The 17,542-nt window shown below is 33.0% G+C and carries 18 protein-coding genes; all 18 read right to left on the reverse strand.

Translation table 11 applies throughout. The annotated features are described in order from the left end of the window. A partial coding sequence (locus tag ACIQ2J_RS10565; protein ID WP_396169492.1) for a Y-family DNA polymerase occupies positions 1–692 on the reverse strand: 692 nt, incomplete at its 3' end. A gap of 640 nt (positions 693–1,332) precedes the next feature. Continuing rightward, positions 1,333–1,668 carry a hypothetical protein gene (locus ACIQ2J_RS10570; RefSeq protein ID WP_396169493.1) on the reverse strand — a complete coding sequence of 112 codons (336 nt, stop codon included), beginning with the start codon at positions 1,666–1,668 and terminating at the stop codon, positions 1,333–1,335. Then, positions 1,658–1,897: a hypothetical protein gene (locus ACIQ2J_RS10575; protein ID WP_396169495.1), complete on the reverse strand. Its 240-nt coding sequence runs from the start codon at positions 1,895–1,897 to the stop codon at positions 1,658–1,660. Before ACIQ2J_RS10575 ends, ACIQ2J_RS10570 begins: the two co-directional genes overlap by 11 nt. A gap of 204 nt (positions 1,898–2,101) precedes the next feature. After that, the gene (locus ACIQ2J_RS10580; protein WP_396169497.1) at positions 2,102–3,148 is read right to left on the reverse strand and encodes a LamG-like jellyroll fold domain-containing protein; all 1,047 of its coding nucleotides are present in this window, start codon (positions 3,146–3,148) and stop codon (positions 2,102–2,104) included. Between the two features lie 11 nt (positions 3,149–3,159). Further along, complete coding sequence (locus tag ACIQ2J_RS10585) at positions 3,160–3,621, reverse strand: hypothetical protein (protein WP_396169499.1); 462 nt, start codon at positions 3,619–3,621, stop codon at positions 3,160–3,162. 187 nt (positions 3,622–3,808) lie between these two features. Continuing rightward, on the reverse strand, positions 3,809–5,182 hold the full coding sequence (locus tag ACIQ2J_RS10590) for a hypothetical protein (RefSeq protein WP_396169502.1): 1,374 nt from the start codon (positions 5,180–5,182) through the stop codon (positions 3,809–3,811). A gap of 413 nt (positions 5,183–5,595) precedes the next feature. Further along, positions 5,596–5,997, reverse strand: a complete 402-nt coding sequence (locus tag ACIQ2J_RS10595) for a helix-turn-helix domain-containing protein (RefSeq protein ID WP_396169504.1) — start codon at positions 5,995–5,997, stop codon at positions 5,596–5,598. A gap of 520 nt (positions 5,998–6,517) precedes the next feature. Further along, a complete protein-coding gene (locus tag ACIQ2J_RS10600) occupies positions 6,518–7,918 on the reverse strand; it encodes an NADH-quinone oxidoreductase subunit N (RefSeq protein ID WP_396169506.1) in 1,401 nt (466 codons plus the stop codon). Between the two features lie 5 nt (positions 7,919–7,923). Beyond that, positions 7,924–9,366: a NuoM family protein gene (locus ACIQ2J_RS10605; RefSeq protein WP_396169508.1), complete on the reverse strand. Its 1,443-nt coding sequence runs from the start codon at positions 9,364–9,366 to the stop codon at positions 7,924–7,926. 10 nt (positions 9,367–9,376) lie between these two features. Beyond that, on the reverse strand, positions 9,377–11,254 hold the full coding sequence (nuoL, locus tag ACIQ2J_RS10610) for an NADH-quinone oxidoreductase subunit L (protein ID WP_396169510.1): 1,878 nt from the start codon (positions 11,252–11,254) through the stop codon (positions 9,377–9,379). A 6-nt stretch (positions 11,255–11,260) separates the two neighbouring features. Next, positions 11,261–11,581, reverse strand: coding sequence for an NADH-quinone oxidoreductase subunit NuoK (gene nuoK, locus ACIQ2J_RS10615; RefSeq protein ID WP_396169512.1), 321 nt, complete (start codon positions 11,579–11,581; stop codon positions 11,261–11,263). A 1-nt stretch (position 11,582) separates the two neighbouring features. Next, complete coding sequence (locus ACIQ2J_RS10620) at positions 11,583–12,104, reverse strand: NADH-quinone oxidoreductase subunit J (RefSeq protein ID WP_396169514.1); 522 nt, start codon at positions 12,102–12,104, stop codon at positions 11,583–11,585. A 2-nt stretch (positions 12,105–12,106) separates the two neighbouring features. Further along, positions 12,107–12,646 carry a NuoI/complex I 23 kDa subunit family protein gene (locus tag ACIQ2J_RS10625; protein ID WP_396169516.1) on the reverse strand — a complete coding sequence of 180 codons (540 nt, stop codon included), beginning with the start codon at positions 12,644–12,646 and terminating at the stop codon, positions 12,107–12,109. 407 nt (positions 12,647–13,053) lie between these two features. Then, on the reverse strand, positions 13,054–13,353 hold the full coding sequence (locus ACIQ2J_RS10630; protein WP_396169518.1) for an ORF6N domain-containing protein: 300 nt from the start codon (positions 13,351–13,353) through the stop codon (positions 13,054–13,056). 113 nt (positions 13,354–13,466) lie between these two features. Beyond that, positions 13,467–14,519, reverse strand: a complete 1,053-nt coding sequence (nuoH, locus tag ACIQ2J_RS10635) for an NADH-quinone oxidoreductase subunit NuoH (protein ID WP_396169521.1) — start codon at positions 14,517–14,519, stop codon at positions 13,467–13,469. Further along, entirely contained in the window at positions 14,512–15,567 is a 1,056-nt protein-coding gene (locus ACIQ2J_RS10640; RefSeq protein WP_396169524.1) for a 2Fe-2S iron-sulfur cluster-binding protein, read from the reverse strand. The genes nuoH and ACIQ2J_RS10640 overlap by 8 nt, the downstream gene beginning before the upstream one ends. A 64-nt stretch (positions 15,568–15,631) precedes the next feature. After that, the gene (locus ACIQ2J_RS10645) at positions 15,632–16,012 is read right to left on the reverse strand and encodes a clan AA aspartic protease (protein ID WP_396169526.1); all 381 of its coding nucleotides are present in this window, start codon (positions 16,010–16,012) and stop codon (positions 15,632–15,634) included. 162 nt (positions 16,013–16,174) lie between these two features. After that, positions 16,175–17,542 (reverse strand): NADH-quinone oxidoreductase subunit NuoF, encoded by a 1,368-nt coding sequence (nuoF, locus tag ACIQ2J_RS10650; RefSeq protein ID WP_396169528.1) that lies wholly within the window; start codon positions 17,540–17,542, stop codon positions 16,175–16,177.

Here is a 17,542-nt window from a genome sequence, read left to right on the forward strand (position 1 = left end):
CCTTCTAATTCATATTTCAATCGCATTCCCAAAACGCCCATTTCTTTTCGTATCCAGGCTTCGTGTTGCGGTTTGGTAAAATCGTAAGCAGTAAGAATAGCATGTGCCACCATCTTTTTTCTAAGTCGGTAACCAATTCCCCAAACGTCTTCAATCTTAGTCCACTTTAGTGCTTTAATGCGCTTTTCTTCGGTGTCCATTACATAAACACCTTGCGTTCGTTCTTGGTATTTCTTCGCAATTTTATTAGCCACTTTCGATAGTGCTTTGGTAGGAGCAAACCCCACACAAACCGGAATTCCAACCCACTTTTGCACCCTTCGTTTCATTTGCAATCCATAATCGTGGAAATCATTGATTGGCATCCCATCAAAATTCAAGAAAGCCTCATCAATGCTATACACTTCTAGATTGGGGGTGTACCCTTCTAGAATTTTCATCACCCGATTGCTTAAATCGCCATACAAGGCATAATTAGAAGAAAAAACATGCACCTTTTTATCTCGCAACTCTTGACGCACTTGAAATTCAGGTGCTCCCATTGCAAAACCCAATGCTTTGGCTTCGTAACTTCTGGATATAATGCAGCCATCGTTATTAGATAAAATAACGATAGGCTCCCCGTTAAGATGGGGTTGAAAAACGCGTTCGCACGAAGCATAAAAATTGTTACAATCTACTAAAGCATACATTTTGTAAAATTACAGAATACGATTTTAGATAGGCAAATAACACTTGTTAATTTTGGAAACTGTTGATAAATAAAAAACCACCAAAATTACTTTTGATGGTTTCTGTTATTTTAAAAGAATATAACCTAATGAAGACTTTTGTGCGACCTTTGTGGCTTTTGTGTTACAATAATAAGTTCTTTCACAAAGAAACTCTAAGAAGCACGAAGTTTCACTAAGAAATAAACCTTTTAAAAAGGATTTGTTTAATTTTGACTTAATAAAAAACCACCAAAATTTCTTTTGATTGTTTCTGATATTTTAAAAGAATATAACCTATGAAGACTTTTGTGTAACCTTTGTGGCTTTTGTGTTACAATAATAAGTTCTTTCACAAAGAAACTCTAAGAAGCACGAAGTTTCACTAAGAAATAAACCTTTTAAAAAGGATTTGTTTAATTTTGACTTAATAAAAAACCACCAAAATTTCTTTTGATTGTTTCTGATATTTTAAAAGAATATAACCTATGAAGACTTTTGTGTAACCTTTGTGGCTTTTGTGTTACAATAATAAGTTCTTTCACAAAGAAATTGTAAGAAGCACTTAGTTTCACGAAGAAAAAACTACCATTATGCAAGAACTATAAAAAGGGAATAAATACTAAAAGTACTTTTTTATTATTTTTATTATTTCTGATTTTGTAATGGAACTTTCTTCCGATTTATCATAAATAAGCATTAAATTTATTTCAACCCCATCTTCTTTTTCGTCAATTAAATAGGTGATAATTCTAAAGCCACCACTTTTTCCGGAATTTTTATCAGAACTACCCAGCCTTATTTTATAGGTATTTTCAGTTATTAAAACGCCACTTTTAGGATTCTCTAAAAGTATTTTTTTTAACTCTAATAGTTCACTATTTAAAGACGGAAATTTTTTAGAAAATCGTTTATAACGAGTATCAAAAATAGGGAGTGTTACAATTCTATTTTCCATCTAATAAATCATCTAAAGTTTTACGCTTTGAGTTGCTTTTATTTGCAATAGTTAATTGTTTAAAAGACAAGTCTAAATCTTGTAAAACTTTTGAGGCAGTATTTTTTTTGGAAGATGTTTTGGGAGTACTAACTACATTAGGAATAATTTCAACAAATGAAAAAGTCTTTAGCATTTCTAAAACTGTTTTTGCTTGCTTGCTATTGTCTTTTAATTTTATAGTTATCATGATTTCCACTATTTTGAAACACAAATATACAAAAATCGTATTAAAAAGGAATTGTTTGATTTTGACTTAATAAAAAACCACCAAAATTACTTTTGATGGTTTCTGTTATTTTAAAAGAATATAACCTATGAAGACTTTTGTGTAACCTTTGTGGCTTTTGTGTTAAATAATAAGTTCTTTCACAAAGAAATAAATGCCTACAATTTACTGCAAAATAATTTTCTTGGTATTCAATAAATTATTAGAAGCATCATAAATTTTCACGAAGTACACCCCAGTGCCACTCCAAGTATTTAAAGGCACCACATATTGTTGCGTGTTCATAGCGCCACTAAAAACTTCTTGCCCAAGGGTATTTACAATTTTAATTTGATAACCCGTAACATTGGCTAAATTACCACAATCAATCGTGATGTGATCGTTAGCAGGATTAGGGTAAATGGTAACGGTGTTGTTATACGTTACAGGATTAAAACTTAAAATACCCGTATTAATAACAAGAGATTGGCAAGTAGAATCTGCTAAATAAAGGGAAGTGATTTCTTCTTGGGTTAGTGCGCGGTTCCAGATGCCGATGTCGTCAAGTTTTCCAAGCATATTGTAATTATCCGCAAAAACAGATGTTCCTTTTTGTTTTCCAAATAATATATTATCAGTATTAATTGGAATAATAGAAGAATAATTATAAATAATATCAAGATTACCATTTATATATATTTTAATAACACTACCATCGTAAGTTCCTACTATATTATTCCATGTATTATATGAAATAATAGAGTTAGAAAAAAAAATACTATAAGGAGGATTTACACTCAAAGGAGAACCCGTTACTTGAAAATAATATTTTTGATTTGCATGATTTAGTCCAAGTGCAATACCACCTGAATTTATATCTCTTCCTTTGGTAACATAATTAGTTGCTACACAAGAATTGCAATAAATTCCTGTTTGATTTATCCAAACTGAAAATGTAAATCCATTTGAAAAATTTTGTGTTGTATTATTTAAAACCGTTATTGGACTGTTTGAACCATCCCAGTTATAAGCAGAGTTTGAATTTAAAAATCTATCTGAAGACAATTGGGTTGTTCCAGATACATTTCCATTATTTCCATTACCACTTGTGTCAGTAGCATTTCCATTAAAAGGCCAATAGCCAACTAATCCATTAGTAGGCACATAAGAAGGTATTTGCGAAAAAATACTTGTAAAAACAAGTAACGTTAAAATTGTAGTAATTTTTTTCATTGTTGTAATTGTTAGATTAGTTTTAATATCGATGGTTTTGATTTACATAAATTAGAAGCGATAAGAATATTTGAAATTACAGAAATTCTTCTTTCTGCACTATCACCATCCTTTTTATCATAAAAGTTTTTTGCAACTACATATTCTATAGTATTACTTTCCAATCCTGATTCACCCATTTTATGTTTTTGCGCATTTCCTTTTGGTAAAGTCTGTTCTTCAGCAACAAATAATAATTGCAACACAAGTTCAAAGATATTAATGCAGAAAAAAGTATCGCCTGGCATAACTCTTTTTTCTGTATTTATTGCAACATTTTTTGAGTTCTTATAAATGGGATGAATAACAAAACTATCAAACTGCTTTCTTTTTCTTTGAAGCGGAATTCTAATTGAATTTTGACCTTTATTACTGTTGTGTTCTAGGAATTCTATAAGTTGTTTAGTGTACTTATTTAGTTGTATATTTTTCATAATTTTAAATCACCTTTTATTCTTGTAAATTTCTAAAACAATTAAAATACCTTACATTAAATCGTTGGAAACTATATTTTCCAATAATATAAAAACTATAAACACCTATAAAACAACTGTTTATTAAAACGCAAAAAACGCCCTAAAGGCGTTTCTAATATTATTAATTATCTTATGAATGAAATTCTTACTCTATTTTTAGTAGGTTTGGGAGTATTTTTAAATCTTTTATGCGTTTGTCCTCACTATTTTTCCGCTCTACAATCAATTCCTTTTCGTCTATTCCAGTGATTTTTGAAACTTTTGCAAGTAAACGCGATACGGTTTGTTCTCTTCTTTTTACGGTTGCCGAAATGGTTTCGGGTTGGTTACTATTTTCAAATAATTGGTTAAGATTGTTTAGGGATACAAATTGGTTATTTTGCTCTAATAGAAAAAGTAATAATCTTTTCTCCTGATCATCAAAAATAGTAATAGGTTTGCTCTTATATAAAAACAATTCTTTTTTTAGATTGTAAAGAATACCATGAAATGGTTTAAATTTAGAAGTTATCTTTTTATGAAAATATAATACAATAAATAAAACGACAATAACTATACACAATAGTGTATAAGTGATTTTATAATCGGCAGTCAAAGGGACTATAAAGCAATATGTTCCCAATGGTTTGCCCTTAGTTAAATTAATAGGGAAAACAGTAAAATATTGAGTTTTATTTAATTCATTTTGTATCACACAAATAATGTTATTTCCTTCAAAATAATTAGAAATAATTCTTGGACAAAAATTCAATTCTGATTTTTTTATATTGTTTTTGTTTAAAAAAATTTCATAATAAGCATCTGTCATGAAAAATAAATTATCTTGATTATTATTATTAACCAATTTATTTTCTGCACATTTCAAATTTGAGTCTCCACTTATTCGTCCTTTAAAAGTCCATTTCATAGTTGGTAAATGAAGTTTCCATACGGTACTATCTAATTGTTTTCCACATTGAGTTTTGTTTTCATCTTTTGTGTTTCCACCAAATACATATAAGTCCTTATTGATTAAATAACTAAAAGCACTTTCTCTAGTTTCCATTGGTACTTCACTAAAAGTTCTTACTTCTATCCATTCTCGGGTTTGAAAATCATATTTGGTTAAAATATTTTTAAAAGTAAAGAGCCCATAACCACCATAAAAGTAAATTTCCTTATTGTACACAAACCGTACTGCACGATACTGGTTTCTGTGTAAAAACGAGTTGTCAATTCGTACAATGGAGTCGTTTCTATATTCTAAAACCGGTCCACATCCTTCATGAACCAAGTAGGTTTTGGTATCAATATTAAAAAACTTATACTCTTGCAGTTTAGCAGGATATTCGGTGTGTTTAAATGCAATTCTTTTCATTGCATTGCCTTTGTAAACTAGCGAGTCGTTAATAATAAGTACGGGTTGTTTGGTTTTAGCTTCTCTAAACAATAGAAACTCTCCGTTAAATTCTAGTTTTTGTGCTTTAGTGGTAAAAGGTGTTAAGCAAAAAAAGAGTAGTGAAAGAAGTAGGTTACGCATAATAAATTAAGAATGTAGGTAAATAGGGTGCTCTAAAAATAGTAAGAATAAGTTAATTAGTTCTCAAATATCTAAATTAAACGCAACACATTATACAAAAAATACACGAAATTGTATTTTCTGCTATTATTTGGCATCCTTTATTTTTATTGTTTTTTCCTGCAAGGTCTTTTTTGACCTTGTAGGTTTGAAATTTTATTAAATCCTACCTACAAGGTTCTTGAAACCTTGCAGGATAATTCATCTAAAACAAAAAACCACCAAAATTACTTTTGATGGTTTCTGTTATTTTAAAAGAATATAACCTTTGAGGGCTTTTGTGTAACCTTTGTGGCTTTTGTGTTACAATAATAAGTTCTTTCACAAAGAAACTCTAAGAAGCACGAAGTTTCACAAAGAAAACTTTTATTATTTTAAATAAATTCTACTTGATTTAATTCTTTTCCAAACGCCTGTAATTTACTTTCAATTTTTTCAATAGTTCTTTTGGAAGGCTTTCTTCGGCCTGTAACATAATGACTTAATTGTCCTTGATTTACACCTGTTAAACGTTCCATTCCTGCTAAAGATAAAATAGCGCCATAGTAGGATAAAAAAGAAGCAACATCATATTGAAACTCAAATTCACAGTCAGTAAATTTCTTGTTGTTTTCTGAGTAATAGACTTTCATTTCTTCATAAGAATTTAAAAAATCCTCTTTGGCTTCTTGCACTGTTTTTCCATCTCCTATAATTCCAAAGGGAACAGAAGTAGAACCTATAAAGGCTCCATAACTCCCATCACTTCCTCTTTCAATAATTACTTTTACTTTCATTTTTTACTTTTTTAATCCAGAATCTCTTAATATACTTTGTAAAGTTCCAAATTTCACTTCTTCACTTTTGTGATGACTTGTTTGATATTCTTTATCCGTTATTGGGCTATACTATATAGGATGTTTTTTTCCATCTCTAATATACATGCATCCCATTTTTTTCAGTTTCCGTTCTAATTCTGAATATTTCATGCGTTATTCTTTTATTCTAAATTCCTATTTGTCAAAATAGAAATTACATCAAAAATCAATTCGACTAATACCACTCAAAGATATTGATATTAATATCAATTACAAATTAATTTTTATAAAAATTTATCATTTATTCTTTCACCCTAAAATTGGGGGAAGTTAAAATAATAGAAAAAACCACCAAAATTACTTTTGATGGTTTCTGTTATTTTAAAAGAATATAACTTATGAAGACTTTTGTGCGACTTTTGTGGCTTTTGTGTTAAATAATAAGTTCTTTCACAAAGAAACTCAAAGTAGCTCGAAGTTTCCATAAAGAAAACTTCTATTATTTCAACAAATTAGTAACTAAAGAAGGATACAATCCGATAAGTACATTCAATAAAATCGAAACTACACCAACAGCATAATATACAAATGGAGTTGCTTGTTTTTCTTCTGTTGGCTCTTTAGTGTACATAGCCAAAATCAATTTGAAGTAATATCCAACACTGATAATGGAATTGATAACTCCAGCAATAACCACTACTAGATATCCCGCTTGAATGGTTTGGGTAAACAACATGAATTTAGCAAAGAATCCAGAGAAAATAGGAATTCCCGCCATAGACAATAATGCTCCTGTTAAAATCGCTGCCATTAATGGGTTGGTTTTTCCTAAGCCATTGAAATTGACAATGTCTTCGTTGTCTTTGTTTTTGGTAACCGTTATGATTACTGCAAATGCTGCAATTCCTGCCAAGGCATAAGCTGTAGTATAATACAATAAGTTGGTTGACGAATTTGACACCGTCAATAATGACATCAACATAAATCCTGCATGCGAAATTCCAGAGAAGGCCAACATACGTTTTACATTATTTTGACGCAATGCCATAATATTTCCAATAGTCATAGAAGCAATAGAAATGATTACTATTATTAATTGGAACGCGGTTAAAATATCTTGATTGTCAAATGATAAATTCAAGTTCAAAACAGTTACTAATTTGTATAAAGTGGCAACAGCAACAACTTTAACTAAAGTACTCATGGTTGCAGTAACCAACGATGGTGAACCTTCGTAAACGTCTGGTGCCCAAAAGTGAAATGGAACGGCAGCAATTTTAAACAACATTCCAACCACTACTAAAACTACTCCAATAGGAAACCAAGAAGGTAGTTCAGCAGAAAGTGAAGCACTAGATATTTCTGTTATATCAAAACTTCCCATTGCTCCATAAATTAAGCAAATTCCAAATAAAATAAATCCTGAAGCAAAAGAACCCATTAGGAAATATTTCATACCGGCTTCGTTGCTTTTTATATCCAAACGGCTACTTCCAGCAAGAATATACAATGCGATAGAAAGTGTTTCAATTCCTAAAAAGAACATTGCTAGATTGCTAAAAGAAACCATTGCTACAGCTCCCGCCAAAAGAAAGATCTTGATAGCAATATAGTCGGAGATTTTAGTTGGATGGTCTTTATATACATCGTGCCCCATAGCAACAATGAATACGGTTAGCAAAATGAAAAGCGACACAAACGCGGAAGAAAATTTATCTACAACAATCATATTGCTGTATTTTCCATCCAATGCAGATCCGAAAGAATAAAGATTTAAAGTAGTTCCTAATACTGCTAATAATCCTAAAATTACTACCGGAACAATTGCTTTTCTTAAATTAAAGATTTCAGCTATAAGACAAAAAACGCCTAAACCTGATATTGCTATTAGTGTATTCATTTGGATTAGTTAAATCTATTAATTTGAGTTAGAATTTCTTGGATACTTGGGTTTACCAAATCTACAATTGGTTTTGGATACAATCCGTAGAACAATAAAAAGGCAATTAGTATAACAAAAACGATGGTTTCGTTAACAGTAACATCAGCAAAAACTTTGGTATTGGTTTCTCCAAGCATTACATTTTGGAACATTTTCAACATATAATAAGCTCCTAAAATAATGGTGGTTCCTCCAAGAACAGCAAACCAAATATTTACTTGAGATAAACTATACAAAACAGTAAATTCTCCAATGAAGTTAAAGGTTCCAGGCAAAGCAACGGAAGCCAAAACTAAAATCATAAACATCGATGTGAATTTTGGTGCTTGCGAACGAATTCCACCTAATTCGTCAATTTTATTGGTTTTAAATCTTCTGAAAATTATTTCGGCAGCAAAGAACAAACCAACGATTACAAATCCGTGGGCAATCATTTGCGAAACGGCTCCGCTGATACCATCGGCAGTTAAAGTATAACAACCAGCAGCAATTAATCCAACGTGAGCTAGTGAAGAATAGGCTAATAATTTTTTTAGATCTTTTTGACGCAATGCTACAATAGATCCATAGATAACACCCGCAATACTCAACCCAATTAAAGTTGGCATGTAGGTTTTAGCCGCTAATGGAGCAATAGGAATTTGCCAACGGATAACGCTGTACAATCCCATTTTTAGCATAATACCAGATAAAAGCATGGTGCCAACAGTTGGTGCTTTTTGGTACACTTTTGCTTGCCATGTATGGAAAGGGATAATCGGAATTTTAATAGCATACGCTAAAAAGAACGCGAAGAATATCCAGAATTGTTCGGTTGTAGATAAATTCAATTTCGTTAAGTCGGATAGCATGAAACTACCGGCTTTAGTATATAAATAAGCAAAAGCAATGAGCATGAATAAAGACCCAGCAAGTGTGTAAATAAAGAATTTCACTACTGCTTTTTTGCGTTCTTCGGTATCGCCATTACCCCAAACCAATGCAATAAAATAAATCGGAATTAAAGACAATTCCCAGAAAATGTAATATAATAAACCATCCGCTGCAAGGAAAGTTCCCGTCATTGCAAATGCCATAAACAATACCAAGGCATAGAAGTTTTTAGATTTATTAAAGTTATTTCCAAACGATGAGAAAATAATAATTGGAGTTAATGAAACGGTTAACAATACCATAGCTAGAGCCAAACCATCTGCTTTTAAAGCAAAAGACACATTTGGTTGTAAAATCCAAGGATTATTAAGACTGATATCTACACCACCAAGAAAGTGATTTACTAATACGGTTGTACAACCTAATGCCAATAAACTAAAGAACAAAGCCACTTTAGAAGCGATTTTATCTCCAGAAAGGAAGGTTGCTAAAGCACCAATTAAAAGGACAATTAATATAAGGGATACGTTCATTTTCTTTAAATTATTGTGCTAAAAATAAATAACTAACTATTGCTAATACTCCAATTACAAAAGCAAATAGGTATAAGCCAATACTTCCGGTTTGTAATTTTCTACCTTGATTACTTAGTCCGTTTGCTACGGTTCCAAATCCGTAAACTACATTTCCAAGAGCAGGCTCTAGAGTAGTTCTAAAGAAATTAGAAAGAGAGTTTATCGGTTTGATAATTACAGCAGTGTAAATTTCATCTACATAATATTTATTGTAAATAGTTTTAGAGACACCTACAATTTCAGAATCTTGTTTTGGTACAAATCCTTGTTTGATGTATTTAGCATACGCCCAAACAATACCAACGATTGCTCCTGCTAATGCAATTCCCATTAGCATATATTCTTGACTTCCAAGAGCGTGTTCTTCGTGTTTTCCTGCTAAAATTGGTTCTAAGAAATGGTTCAACCAATTGCTTCCAGGTAAGTTGATTAAACCACCAACGGTTGCTAATGCTGCTAAGATGATTAAAGGCAAAGTAATTAAACTCGGACTTTCGTGTAAATGGTGTTTTTGTTCTTCGGTTCCTCTAAAATCTCTAAAGAAAGTCAAATACATTAATCTAAACATATAGAAAGCCGTCATGATGGACGCAATAGAACCAATAATCCATAAAGTTTTATTGTGTTCAAAAGCTACCATTAAAATTTCATCTTTAGACCAGAAACCTGCGAAAGGAAAAATACCTGCAATAGCTAAAGTAGAGATTAACATTGTTGCAAATGTGATTGGCATGTATTTTCTTAAACCACCCATTTTGCGCATATCTTGTTCGCCATGCAAAGCGTGAATAACCGATCCAGAGCCTAAGAACAAACAAGCTTTAAAGAAAGCATGTGTGATTACGTGGAAAACGGCAACATTATAAGCACCCATTCCTAAGGCTAAAAACATTAATCCCAATTGGGAAACGGTAGAATAGGCCAAAACCTTTTTTATGTCATTTTGTAATAATCCGATAGAAGCGGCTACTAAAGCAGTAATGGCTCCAACAATTGCAATGATATTTTGAACTTCGGGAGTTAAATCAAATAAGAAGTTCATTCTAGTAATCATAAAGATACCAGCCGTTACCATGGTTGCAGCGTGAATTAATGCCGAAACAGGAGTTGGACCCGCCATTGCGTCTGGCAACCAAGTGTAAAGTGGTAATTGAGCCGATTTTCCAGTTGCTCCAATGAACAAACATAAAGCGGCAACACCTAATAATGCAGTGTTAGCAGTTCCAACAGAGATTGCTAGTTTCATTTCCACAAAATTCAAAGTGGTAAACATGTTTGCTAAAATAAATATCCCAATCAAGAAACCTAAATCTCCAATTCGGTTCATAATGAACGCTTTCTTAGCGGCATCATTGTACTCTTGGTTTTTATGCCAAAATCCGATAAGCAAGTAAGAACAAAGTCCAACGCCTTCCCATCCGATAAACATAACAAGTAAGTTACTTCCAACCACTAAAGTAATCATGAAGAAGATGAACAAATTTAAATACGCAAAAAACTTGTGCATATTTTCATCTTCGTGCATGTAGCTGATAGAATATAAGTGGATTAAAGAACCAATTCCGGTTACAAAAAGCAACCACAATAAAGACAATTGGTCTAATAAAATTCCGAAATCTACTTTCAGTTTTCCTATTTGAATCCAATCAAATAATCTAACTTCAATTGGTTTTCCAGTAGAATTTAATTGAAGGAAGAAATACACACTCATTCCAAAAGATACTGCAACAGCAATAGTTCCGATGGCACCAGAAATGCTTTTTCCTGCTTTCTTTCCGAAGAAAACATTAAATAAGAACCCAACGAATGGGGCTAGTAGTAAGAGTAAAACTAAATTATTCTCCATTAGGGATTATCCTTTTAAGTTTTTTAAATTTGAGATATCAACCGAACCAATATTTCGGAAAACCGAAACTAGTAATGCCAATCCAACGGCAACTTCGGCAGCAGCAACAGCCATCGAGAAGAATACAAAAACTTCTCCTTTAGGATCTTGCCAGTAGGTTGCAAATGCTACAAACAACAAGTTCACGGCATTCAACATAATTTCTATGGACATAAAAACGATGATGGCATTTCGTCTGTACAATACTCCGAAGATTCCGATACAAAATAGTAAAACGGAAAGGAAAATGTAATTTTCTATACCTATTTGATTTAAAATATTCTCCATATTATTTACCTGTTTTTTCTTTTTTAGACAATAAAACCGCACCAATCATAGCCACTAAAAGCAAAACCGAAGCAAATTCAAACGGAACCATAAAGCCATCTTTATCATCCAATAAAACGGTTCCTAATTTTTTAATCGAATGAAAATCTTCTCCAGTTGTAGGATATTCCCCTACAAATGGTTTCGTATACATGAAAATCAATACTAAAGCAGAACTCAAAAGAACGAAAACAGTTATTGCGCCAAACCTTGTAATTCTTGGTTTATGCACCTCGTCTTCGTTGTTCAAATTCATCAACATAATCGTAAATAGAAAGAGTACCATAATGGCTCCAGCATAGACAATTACATGAACTACTGCTAAAAATTGCGCATTAAATAACAAATAATGACCTGCAATGGTAAAGAAACATACTACAAGATAAATTGCACTATGAATAGGATTTCTACTGTAAATTGTCAAAAAAGCAGTTGACAAAGTTATTGCAGATAAAAAGTAAAATATAATAAGTACTGTAGACATAATTAATTTAGTTTTTTAGAATTTGCCAAAGCCATTTCCAACGGCATCACTAATTTATCTTTTCCAAAAATGAAATCTTCTCTATCGTAATTTGCTGGAACTAATTCTTTAGAAATTGTCAAATAAACCGCATCTTTCGGACATGCTTCTTCACACAATCCACAGAAAATACAACGCAACATATTGATTTCATAGATTTCAGCATATTTTTCTTCGCGGTACAAATGTTCTTCACCCGGTTGGCGTTCGGCAGCTTTCATCGTAATCGCTTCTGCAGGACAAGAAAGCGCGCACAACCCACAAGCAGTACAGTTTTCACGACCTTGCTCATCGCGTTTCAACATGTGTTGCCCGCGATACACCGGACTAAATTCCCGTATTTGTTCAGGATATTGAATCGTTGCTTTTTTTCTAAAAAAGTGTTTAATGGTAATCCATAAACCTTTTACAATGGCTATCAGGTACATTCTTTCCAAAAACGTCATTTCCTTATTGGAAACCTGTTTTTTCTTACCCGATAACGAAATACTTTGTATCTCCATTTTTATAGCTATTATTATTTTTTAGAAGCCATTCCTGCTATTTGTTGCAAGGTTTTTCGTTTCAAACCATTTTTGTAATTTTATAAAAAGAGCTTCCGTTGGTCGCTTTTTTATAAAAACAAAAATTGGTTTTCCACTTCAAAACGCTTTCCACTTCTATCAGGGCTAAGCTTATCTGTAATCTTTATTTTTTAAAACCTATTTTCGTTCGTTCTATTTTGTTCTCTTGTTTGTCAATCAATTCATCCAAATAACTAAAAACCAATTCAATGTTTTTATCTTGGTTTGTCAATTTTTTTTAATCATTTCAACTTCCAAAGCTAAATTGAGAGTTCCAGTCAAGAAATTTCTCATCTCTACAAATATCTCAACAATCTTAATACTCATTTGTGTCGCTCTTTCACTTTTCAACACATTTGATAATTGCAAAACTCCGTGTTCTGAAAAGCATAGGGTAATTTTCTTGTTCCTCCCCAACTTGATGTCGCAAATTGCGACTTCAAAATTTCAAATTCATCTTCATTTAATTGGAACATAAAATGTTCAGGAAATTTAGAAAAATTTCTTTTAACTTGTTCGTTTACTCTTTTTGTTTCAACTTCAAAAAGCTCTGCTAAATCTTTATCCAACATTACTTTTTGACTTCTAATTAGATATATCTTATTAGAAATAACCTCATTTGGAATAATTGTTAATTTTCTATCCATCTTTCTGATTATCAATGGTATCGCAATTTTCGATACCTTTAGTTATTGATTATATAAAAACGCATAAAGCACAATATTTCAAATATATACAAAGTATATTTCCTTATTTTTATCTAAAACCCAAAATAAGCAAAAATCTCTCCTCTTAAAAGGACAATTCCTGTAATCATAATATTGACAATGGAAAGCGGAATTAATATTTTCCAACCTAAATTCATCAATTGATCGTATCTAAATCTTGGAATAGTCCATCTGATCCACATAAAGAAGAAGATGAAAAAGCAAAGTTTTGCAAACAACGCTCCCATTCCTATTACATTTCCAAGATTTACGCCCCAGTTTTCTACTACCCAACTCATTCCTGGATAATTATATCCTCCAAAGAATAAAACGGAAATAATAGTTGCCGAAATAAACATATTAGCATATTCTGCAAATAAATAAAATCCCATTTTCATAGAAGAATACTCGGTGTGATAACCTCCAATTAATTCCGATTCACATTCTGCTAAATCGAAAGGAGTTCTATTTGTTTCTGCAAAAGCACAAATTAAAAAGATTAAAAATGATAACGGTTGGTAGAAAACATTCCAATGTAAACCGTGTTGTTGTAGTGAAATTTCTTTTAAGCTCAAGGTCCCTGTCATCATCAATAAAGCAATCATGGATAAACCCATGGCAACTTCATAAGAAACCATTTGCGATGCTGCACGAACTGCTCCCATCAAAGAGAACTTATTATTGGATGCCCATCCGCCAATCATGATTCCGTAAACCCCAATGGATACAACCCCAAAAATGTATAACAGCGAAACATCTAAATCGGTAGCTTGAAGATAAACGGTGCGTCCGAAAATTTCTAGTTTGTCTCCCCATGGAATAACGGCACTGGTCATTAAAGCCGTACTCATTGCAATTGCCGGACCAACAAAAAATAGAAATTTATTTTTAGTATTTGGTTCAAATTCTTCTTTTGCAAATAATTTCATTCCATCGGCAAGTGGTTGTAATAATCCACCCCAACCAGCACGATTTGGTCCAACTCTATCTTGAAGATAGGCTGCAACTTTTCGTTCTGCCCAAGTAGAATACATTGCCATTACCATGGTAAATGCAAAGATCACAAGGATAAATACACTTTTTTCTATAATAAATCCACTATCCATTTTTCTTTGTATCTATTAAATTGCCGTCAATTTTTTCGTTATAATCAATTTCAGACATACTGATTTTTTTACGATCGATATCTCTACCTTGTAGAATTCCCTTTTCGGTTTCGATAACAACTTTATCTAATTTTCCGAAATATTTATTTTGATTGATAACCGAATCTTTCTCGAATTTTCTTGGTCCTTCAATGATCCAATCGGCAACGTCTTTTTTGTCAAAACGACAAGTGTTGCAAATGAAATCTTCTACTTCATGGTACTCATCTTTTCTTGCAGTTACTCTTTGAATTTCGTCTCCAAACATCCAAAGGGTTGTTTTTCCGCAACATCCTGGAGTAGTACATTCTCTGTGTGCATTGAACGGTTTGTTGAACCAAACTCTCGATTTGAAACGGAAAGTTTTATCGGTTAACGCTCCAACTGGACAAACGTCAATCATGTTTCCTGAAAATTCATTGTCGATTGCAGCAGAAACACAAGTAGAAATTTGCGAATGATCACCACGATTTAAAACTCCGTGAACTCTACCATCGGTTAATTGATCTGCAACTTCCACACAACGTTGGCATACAATGCAACGGTTCATGTGTAATTGAATGTGTGGACCAATATTTTCTGGTTCGAAGGTTCTTTTTTCTTCTATGAAACGAGTTTCCGATTTTCCGTGTTCGAAACTTAGGTTTTGTAAATCACATTCTCCCGCTTGATCGCAAACTGGGCAATCTAAAGGGTGATTAATCAAAAGGAATTCGGTTACTGCTTTACGCGCTTCGGTTACTCTTTCAGAAGATTTGCTGGCAATTTCCATTCCGTCTTGACAACCTGTAATACAAGAGGCTACCAACTTTGGCATAGGTCTTGGATCGGCTTCACTTCCTTTTGTAACGTCCACTAAACAGCAACGGCATTTTCCGCCAGTTCCTTTTAGTTTAGAATAATAACACATGGCTGGCGGAACAGATTCTCCACCAATCATACGAGCCGCTTGCAGGATGGTTGTTCCAGCTTCTACTTCAATTTCTTGACCGTCTATGGTTACTTTCATTTACCAATATTTAACTCCTACGGAGTATTTTTGTTCTTTTATTTACTTTTTTATTCTTTCTTTTTTATTTAGCTAATCCGCTTGCAATGTTTGGCGAAGCTGGATTTACGCTTAATTTAAAATATTTTGGATGAACTATCAAATCCATATCTTCCATAGGTATTGCACCTAATAAACATTGATCACCTAAAACCATGGCACCCACAAAACAAATTCTGTTTTCAAATGCTACTTTTATTGGTCCAACATAAGGAACTAATGATGATGTTCCGTCTGCAAGTGTGACTTCTCTTTTTTGTAATTCAGTTAATTCCAATTGGTTTGCGACATGTTGTGGAATGCACAAATAGGTTGCTCCAGTATTTACTAAACTTGTTACTTCAATTGGCTTAATAGTATTTAAAACTGGATTAGATAGCGTGATAGTTGAATATACTAGTCCCATTTTTATTTTTATTAATGTTTACAAATATTCCTAAAATTTTTATCTTTTAGCCCCGATTGTAGTGGAAATCCTTTGCTTTTTTTCTTTAAAAAAGCAAAGATTGCAACGAAAAGCGGGAAAATGGATTGCAAAAATGCCCAAGCCATTCGCTTCAAATTATTTTTAAACTTCTTGCTTTGTTATTAAATGCTTTACTTTTTCGAAAGGCTCATTTACAAAGTGATCTCTATTTTTTATTTTTTCTGGAAAACGAATGTGATATTCAAATTCCTCTCTAAAATGGCGAATTGCCGCAGCAACTGGCCAGGAAGCCGCATCGCCTAATGGGCAGATGGTGTTTCCTTCAATTTTAGATTGGATGCTCCATAACAAATCGATATCTTCTTCGCGACCTTGACCGTTTTCGATTCTCCACAATACTTTTTCTAACCAGCCGGTTCCTTCACGACATGGAGTGCATTGACCGCAAGATTCGTGGTGGTAAAAACGAGAGAAATTCCAAGTGTTGCGAACAATACAGGCTCGATCGTCGTAAACTATGAATCCACCAGAACCTAACATGGAACCTGTTGCGAATCCACCATCGGAAAGGCTTTCGTAAGACATTAATCTATCTTCTCCAGCAGCGGTTTTGTAAATTAAATTGGCTGGTAAAATTGGCACCGAACTTCCTCCAGGAACTAAAGCCTTTAAGGGTCTGTCGGTTTGCATTCCACCACAATATTCGTCGGAATTCATGAATTCGTATACGGATAAACCTAATTCGATTTCGAATACGCCTTGGTTTTTGATATTTCCAGAAGCCGAAATTAATTTGGTTCCCGTAGAACGTCCAATTCCAATTCCTGCATAATCCGCTCCTGAATTGTTTACAATCCAAGGCACTGCAGCAATAGTTTCTACGTTATTTACTACGGTTGGATTTTGCCAAAGTCCTTTAACAGCAGGAAAGGGTGGTTTCAAACGAGGATTTCCACGTTTTCCTTCTAAGCTTTCTAACAATGCAGTTTCTTCTCCGCAGATGTATGCTCCAGCACCAATTTGAACATAAAGTTCTAAATCGTAGCCAGAACCTAATATATTTTTACCCAACCAACCTGCTGCTTTTGCTTCGGCGATAGCTCTTTCTAAAATTTTGTAAATCCACATGTATTCACCACGAATATAGATGTAGGATAAGTTGGCGCCCAAAGCGTAACTTGAGGTAATCATTCCTTCTATTAATAGGTGTGGAATGTACTCCATTAAGTAACGATCTTTAAAAGTACCTGGTTCGGATTCGTCCGCATTACAAACTAAATGACGTGGGTTTCCCGATTTTTTGTCGATAAAACTCCATTTCATTCCTGCTGGAAATCCTGCACCACCACGACCACGAAGTCCTGAAGTTTTCACTTCTTCAACTACTTCATCGGGCGTCATTTTTTTCAAGGCTTTTTCTACAGAGGCATAACCGCCTTCTTTGCGATATACTTCGTATGTTTTAATACCCGGAACATTGATTTTGTCTAATAATATTTTTCTTGACAT

It is taken from the genome of Flavobacterium sp., from assembly GCF_044357305.1.
Classification (GTDB): Bacteria; Bacteroidota; Bacteroidia; order Flavobacteriales; family Flavobacteriaceae; genus Flavobacterium.

Bases quoted from the DNA above. Each gene is read 5' to 3' on its own strand.
- ACIQ2J_RS10570 (WP_396169493.1), bottom strand. From the start codon at position 1,668: ATGGAAAATAGAATTGTAACACTCCCTATTTTTGATACTCGTTATAAA.
- ACIQ2J_RS10575 (WP_396169495.1), bottom strand. From the start codon at position 1,897: ATGATAACTATAAAATTAAAAGACAATAGCAAGCAAGCAAAAACAGTT.
- ACIQ2J_RS10580 (WP_396169497.1), bottom strand. From the start codon at position 3,148: ATGAAAAAAATTACTACAATTTTAACGTTACTTGTTTTTACAAGTATT.
- ACIQ2J_RS10585 (WP_396169499.1), bottom strand. From the start codon at position 3,621: ATGAAAAATATACAACTAAATAAGTACACTAAACAACTTATAGAATTC.
- ACIQ2J_RS10590 (WP_396169502.1), bottom strand. From the start codon at position 5,182: ATGCGTAACCTACTTCTTTCACTACTCTTTTTTTGCTTAACACCTTTT.
- ACIQ2J_RS10595 (WP_396169504.1), bottom strand. From the start codon at position 5,997: ATGAAAGTAAAAGTAATTATTGAAAGAGGAAGTGATGGGAGTTATGGA.
- ACIQ2J_RS10600 (WP_396169506.1), bottom strand. From the start codon at position 7,918: ATGAATACACTAATAGCAATATCAGGTTTAGGCGTTTTTTGTCTTATA.
- ACIQ2J_RS10605 (WP_396169508.1), bottom strand. From the start codon at position 9,366: ATGAACGTATCCCTTATATTAATTGTCCTTTTAATTGGTGCTTTAGCA.
- nuoL (WP_396169510.1), bottom strand. From the start codon at position 11,254: ATGGAGAATAATTTAGTTTTACTCTTACTACTAGCCCCATTCGTTGGG.
- nuoK (WP_396169512.1), bottom strand. From the start codon at position 11,581: ATGGAGAATATTTTAAATCAAATAGGTATAGAAAATTACATTTTCCTT.
- ACIQ2J_RS10620 (WP_396169514.1), bottom strand. From the start codon at position 12,104: ATGTCTACAGTACTTATTATATTTTACTTTTTATCTGCAATAACTTTG.
- ACIQ2J_RS10625 (WP_396169516.1), bottom strand. From the start codon at position 12,646: ATGGAGATACAAAGTATTTCGTTATCGGGTAAGAAAAAACAGGTTTCC.
- ACIQ2J_RS10630 (WP_396169518.1), bottom strand. From the start codon at position 13,353: ATGGATAGAAAATTAACAATTATTCCAAATGAGGTTATTTCTAATAAG.
- nuoH (WP_396169521.1), bottom strand. From the start codon at position 14,519: ATGGATAGTGGATTTATTATAGAAAAAAGTGTATTTATCCTTGTGATC.
- ACIQ2J_RS10640 (WP_396169524.1), bottom strand. From the start codon at position 15,567: ATGAAAGTAACCATAGACGGTCAAGAAATTGAAGTAGAAGCTGGAACA.
- ACIQ2J_RS10645 (WP_396169526.1), bottom strand. From the start codon at position 16,012: ATGGGACTAGTATATTCAACTATCACGCTATCTAATCCAGTTTTAAAT.
- nuoF (WP_396169528.1), bottom strand. From the start codon at position 17,542: ATGTCAAGAAAAATATTATTAGACAAAATCAATGTTCCGGGTATTAAA.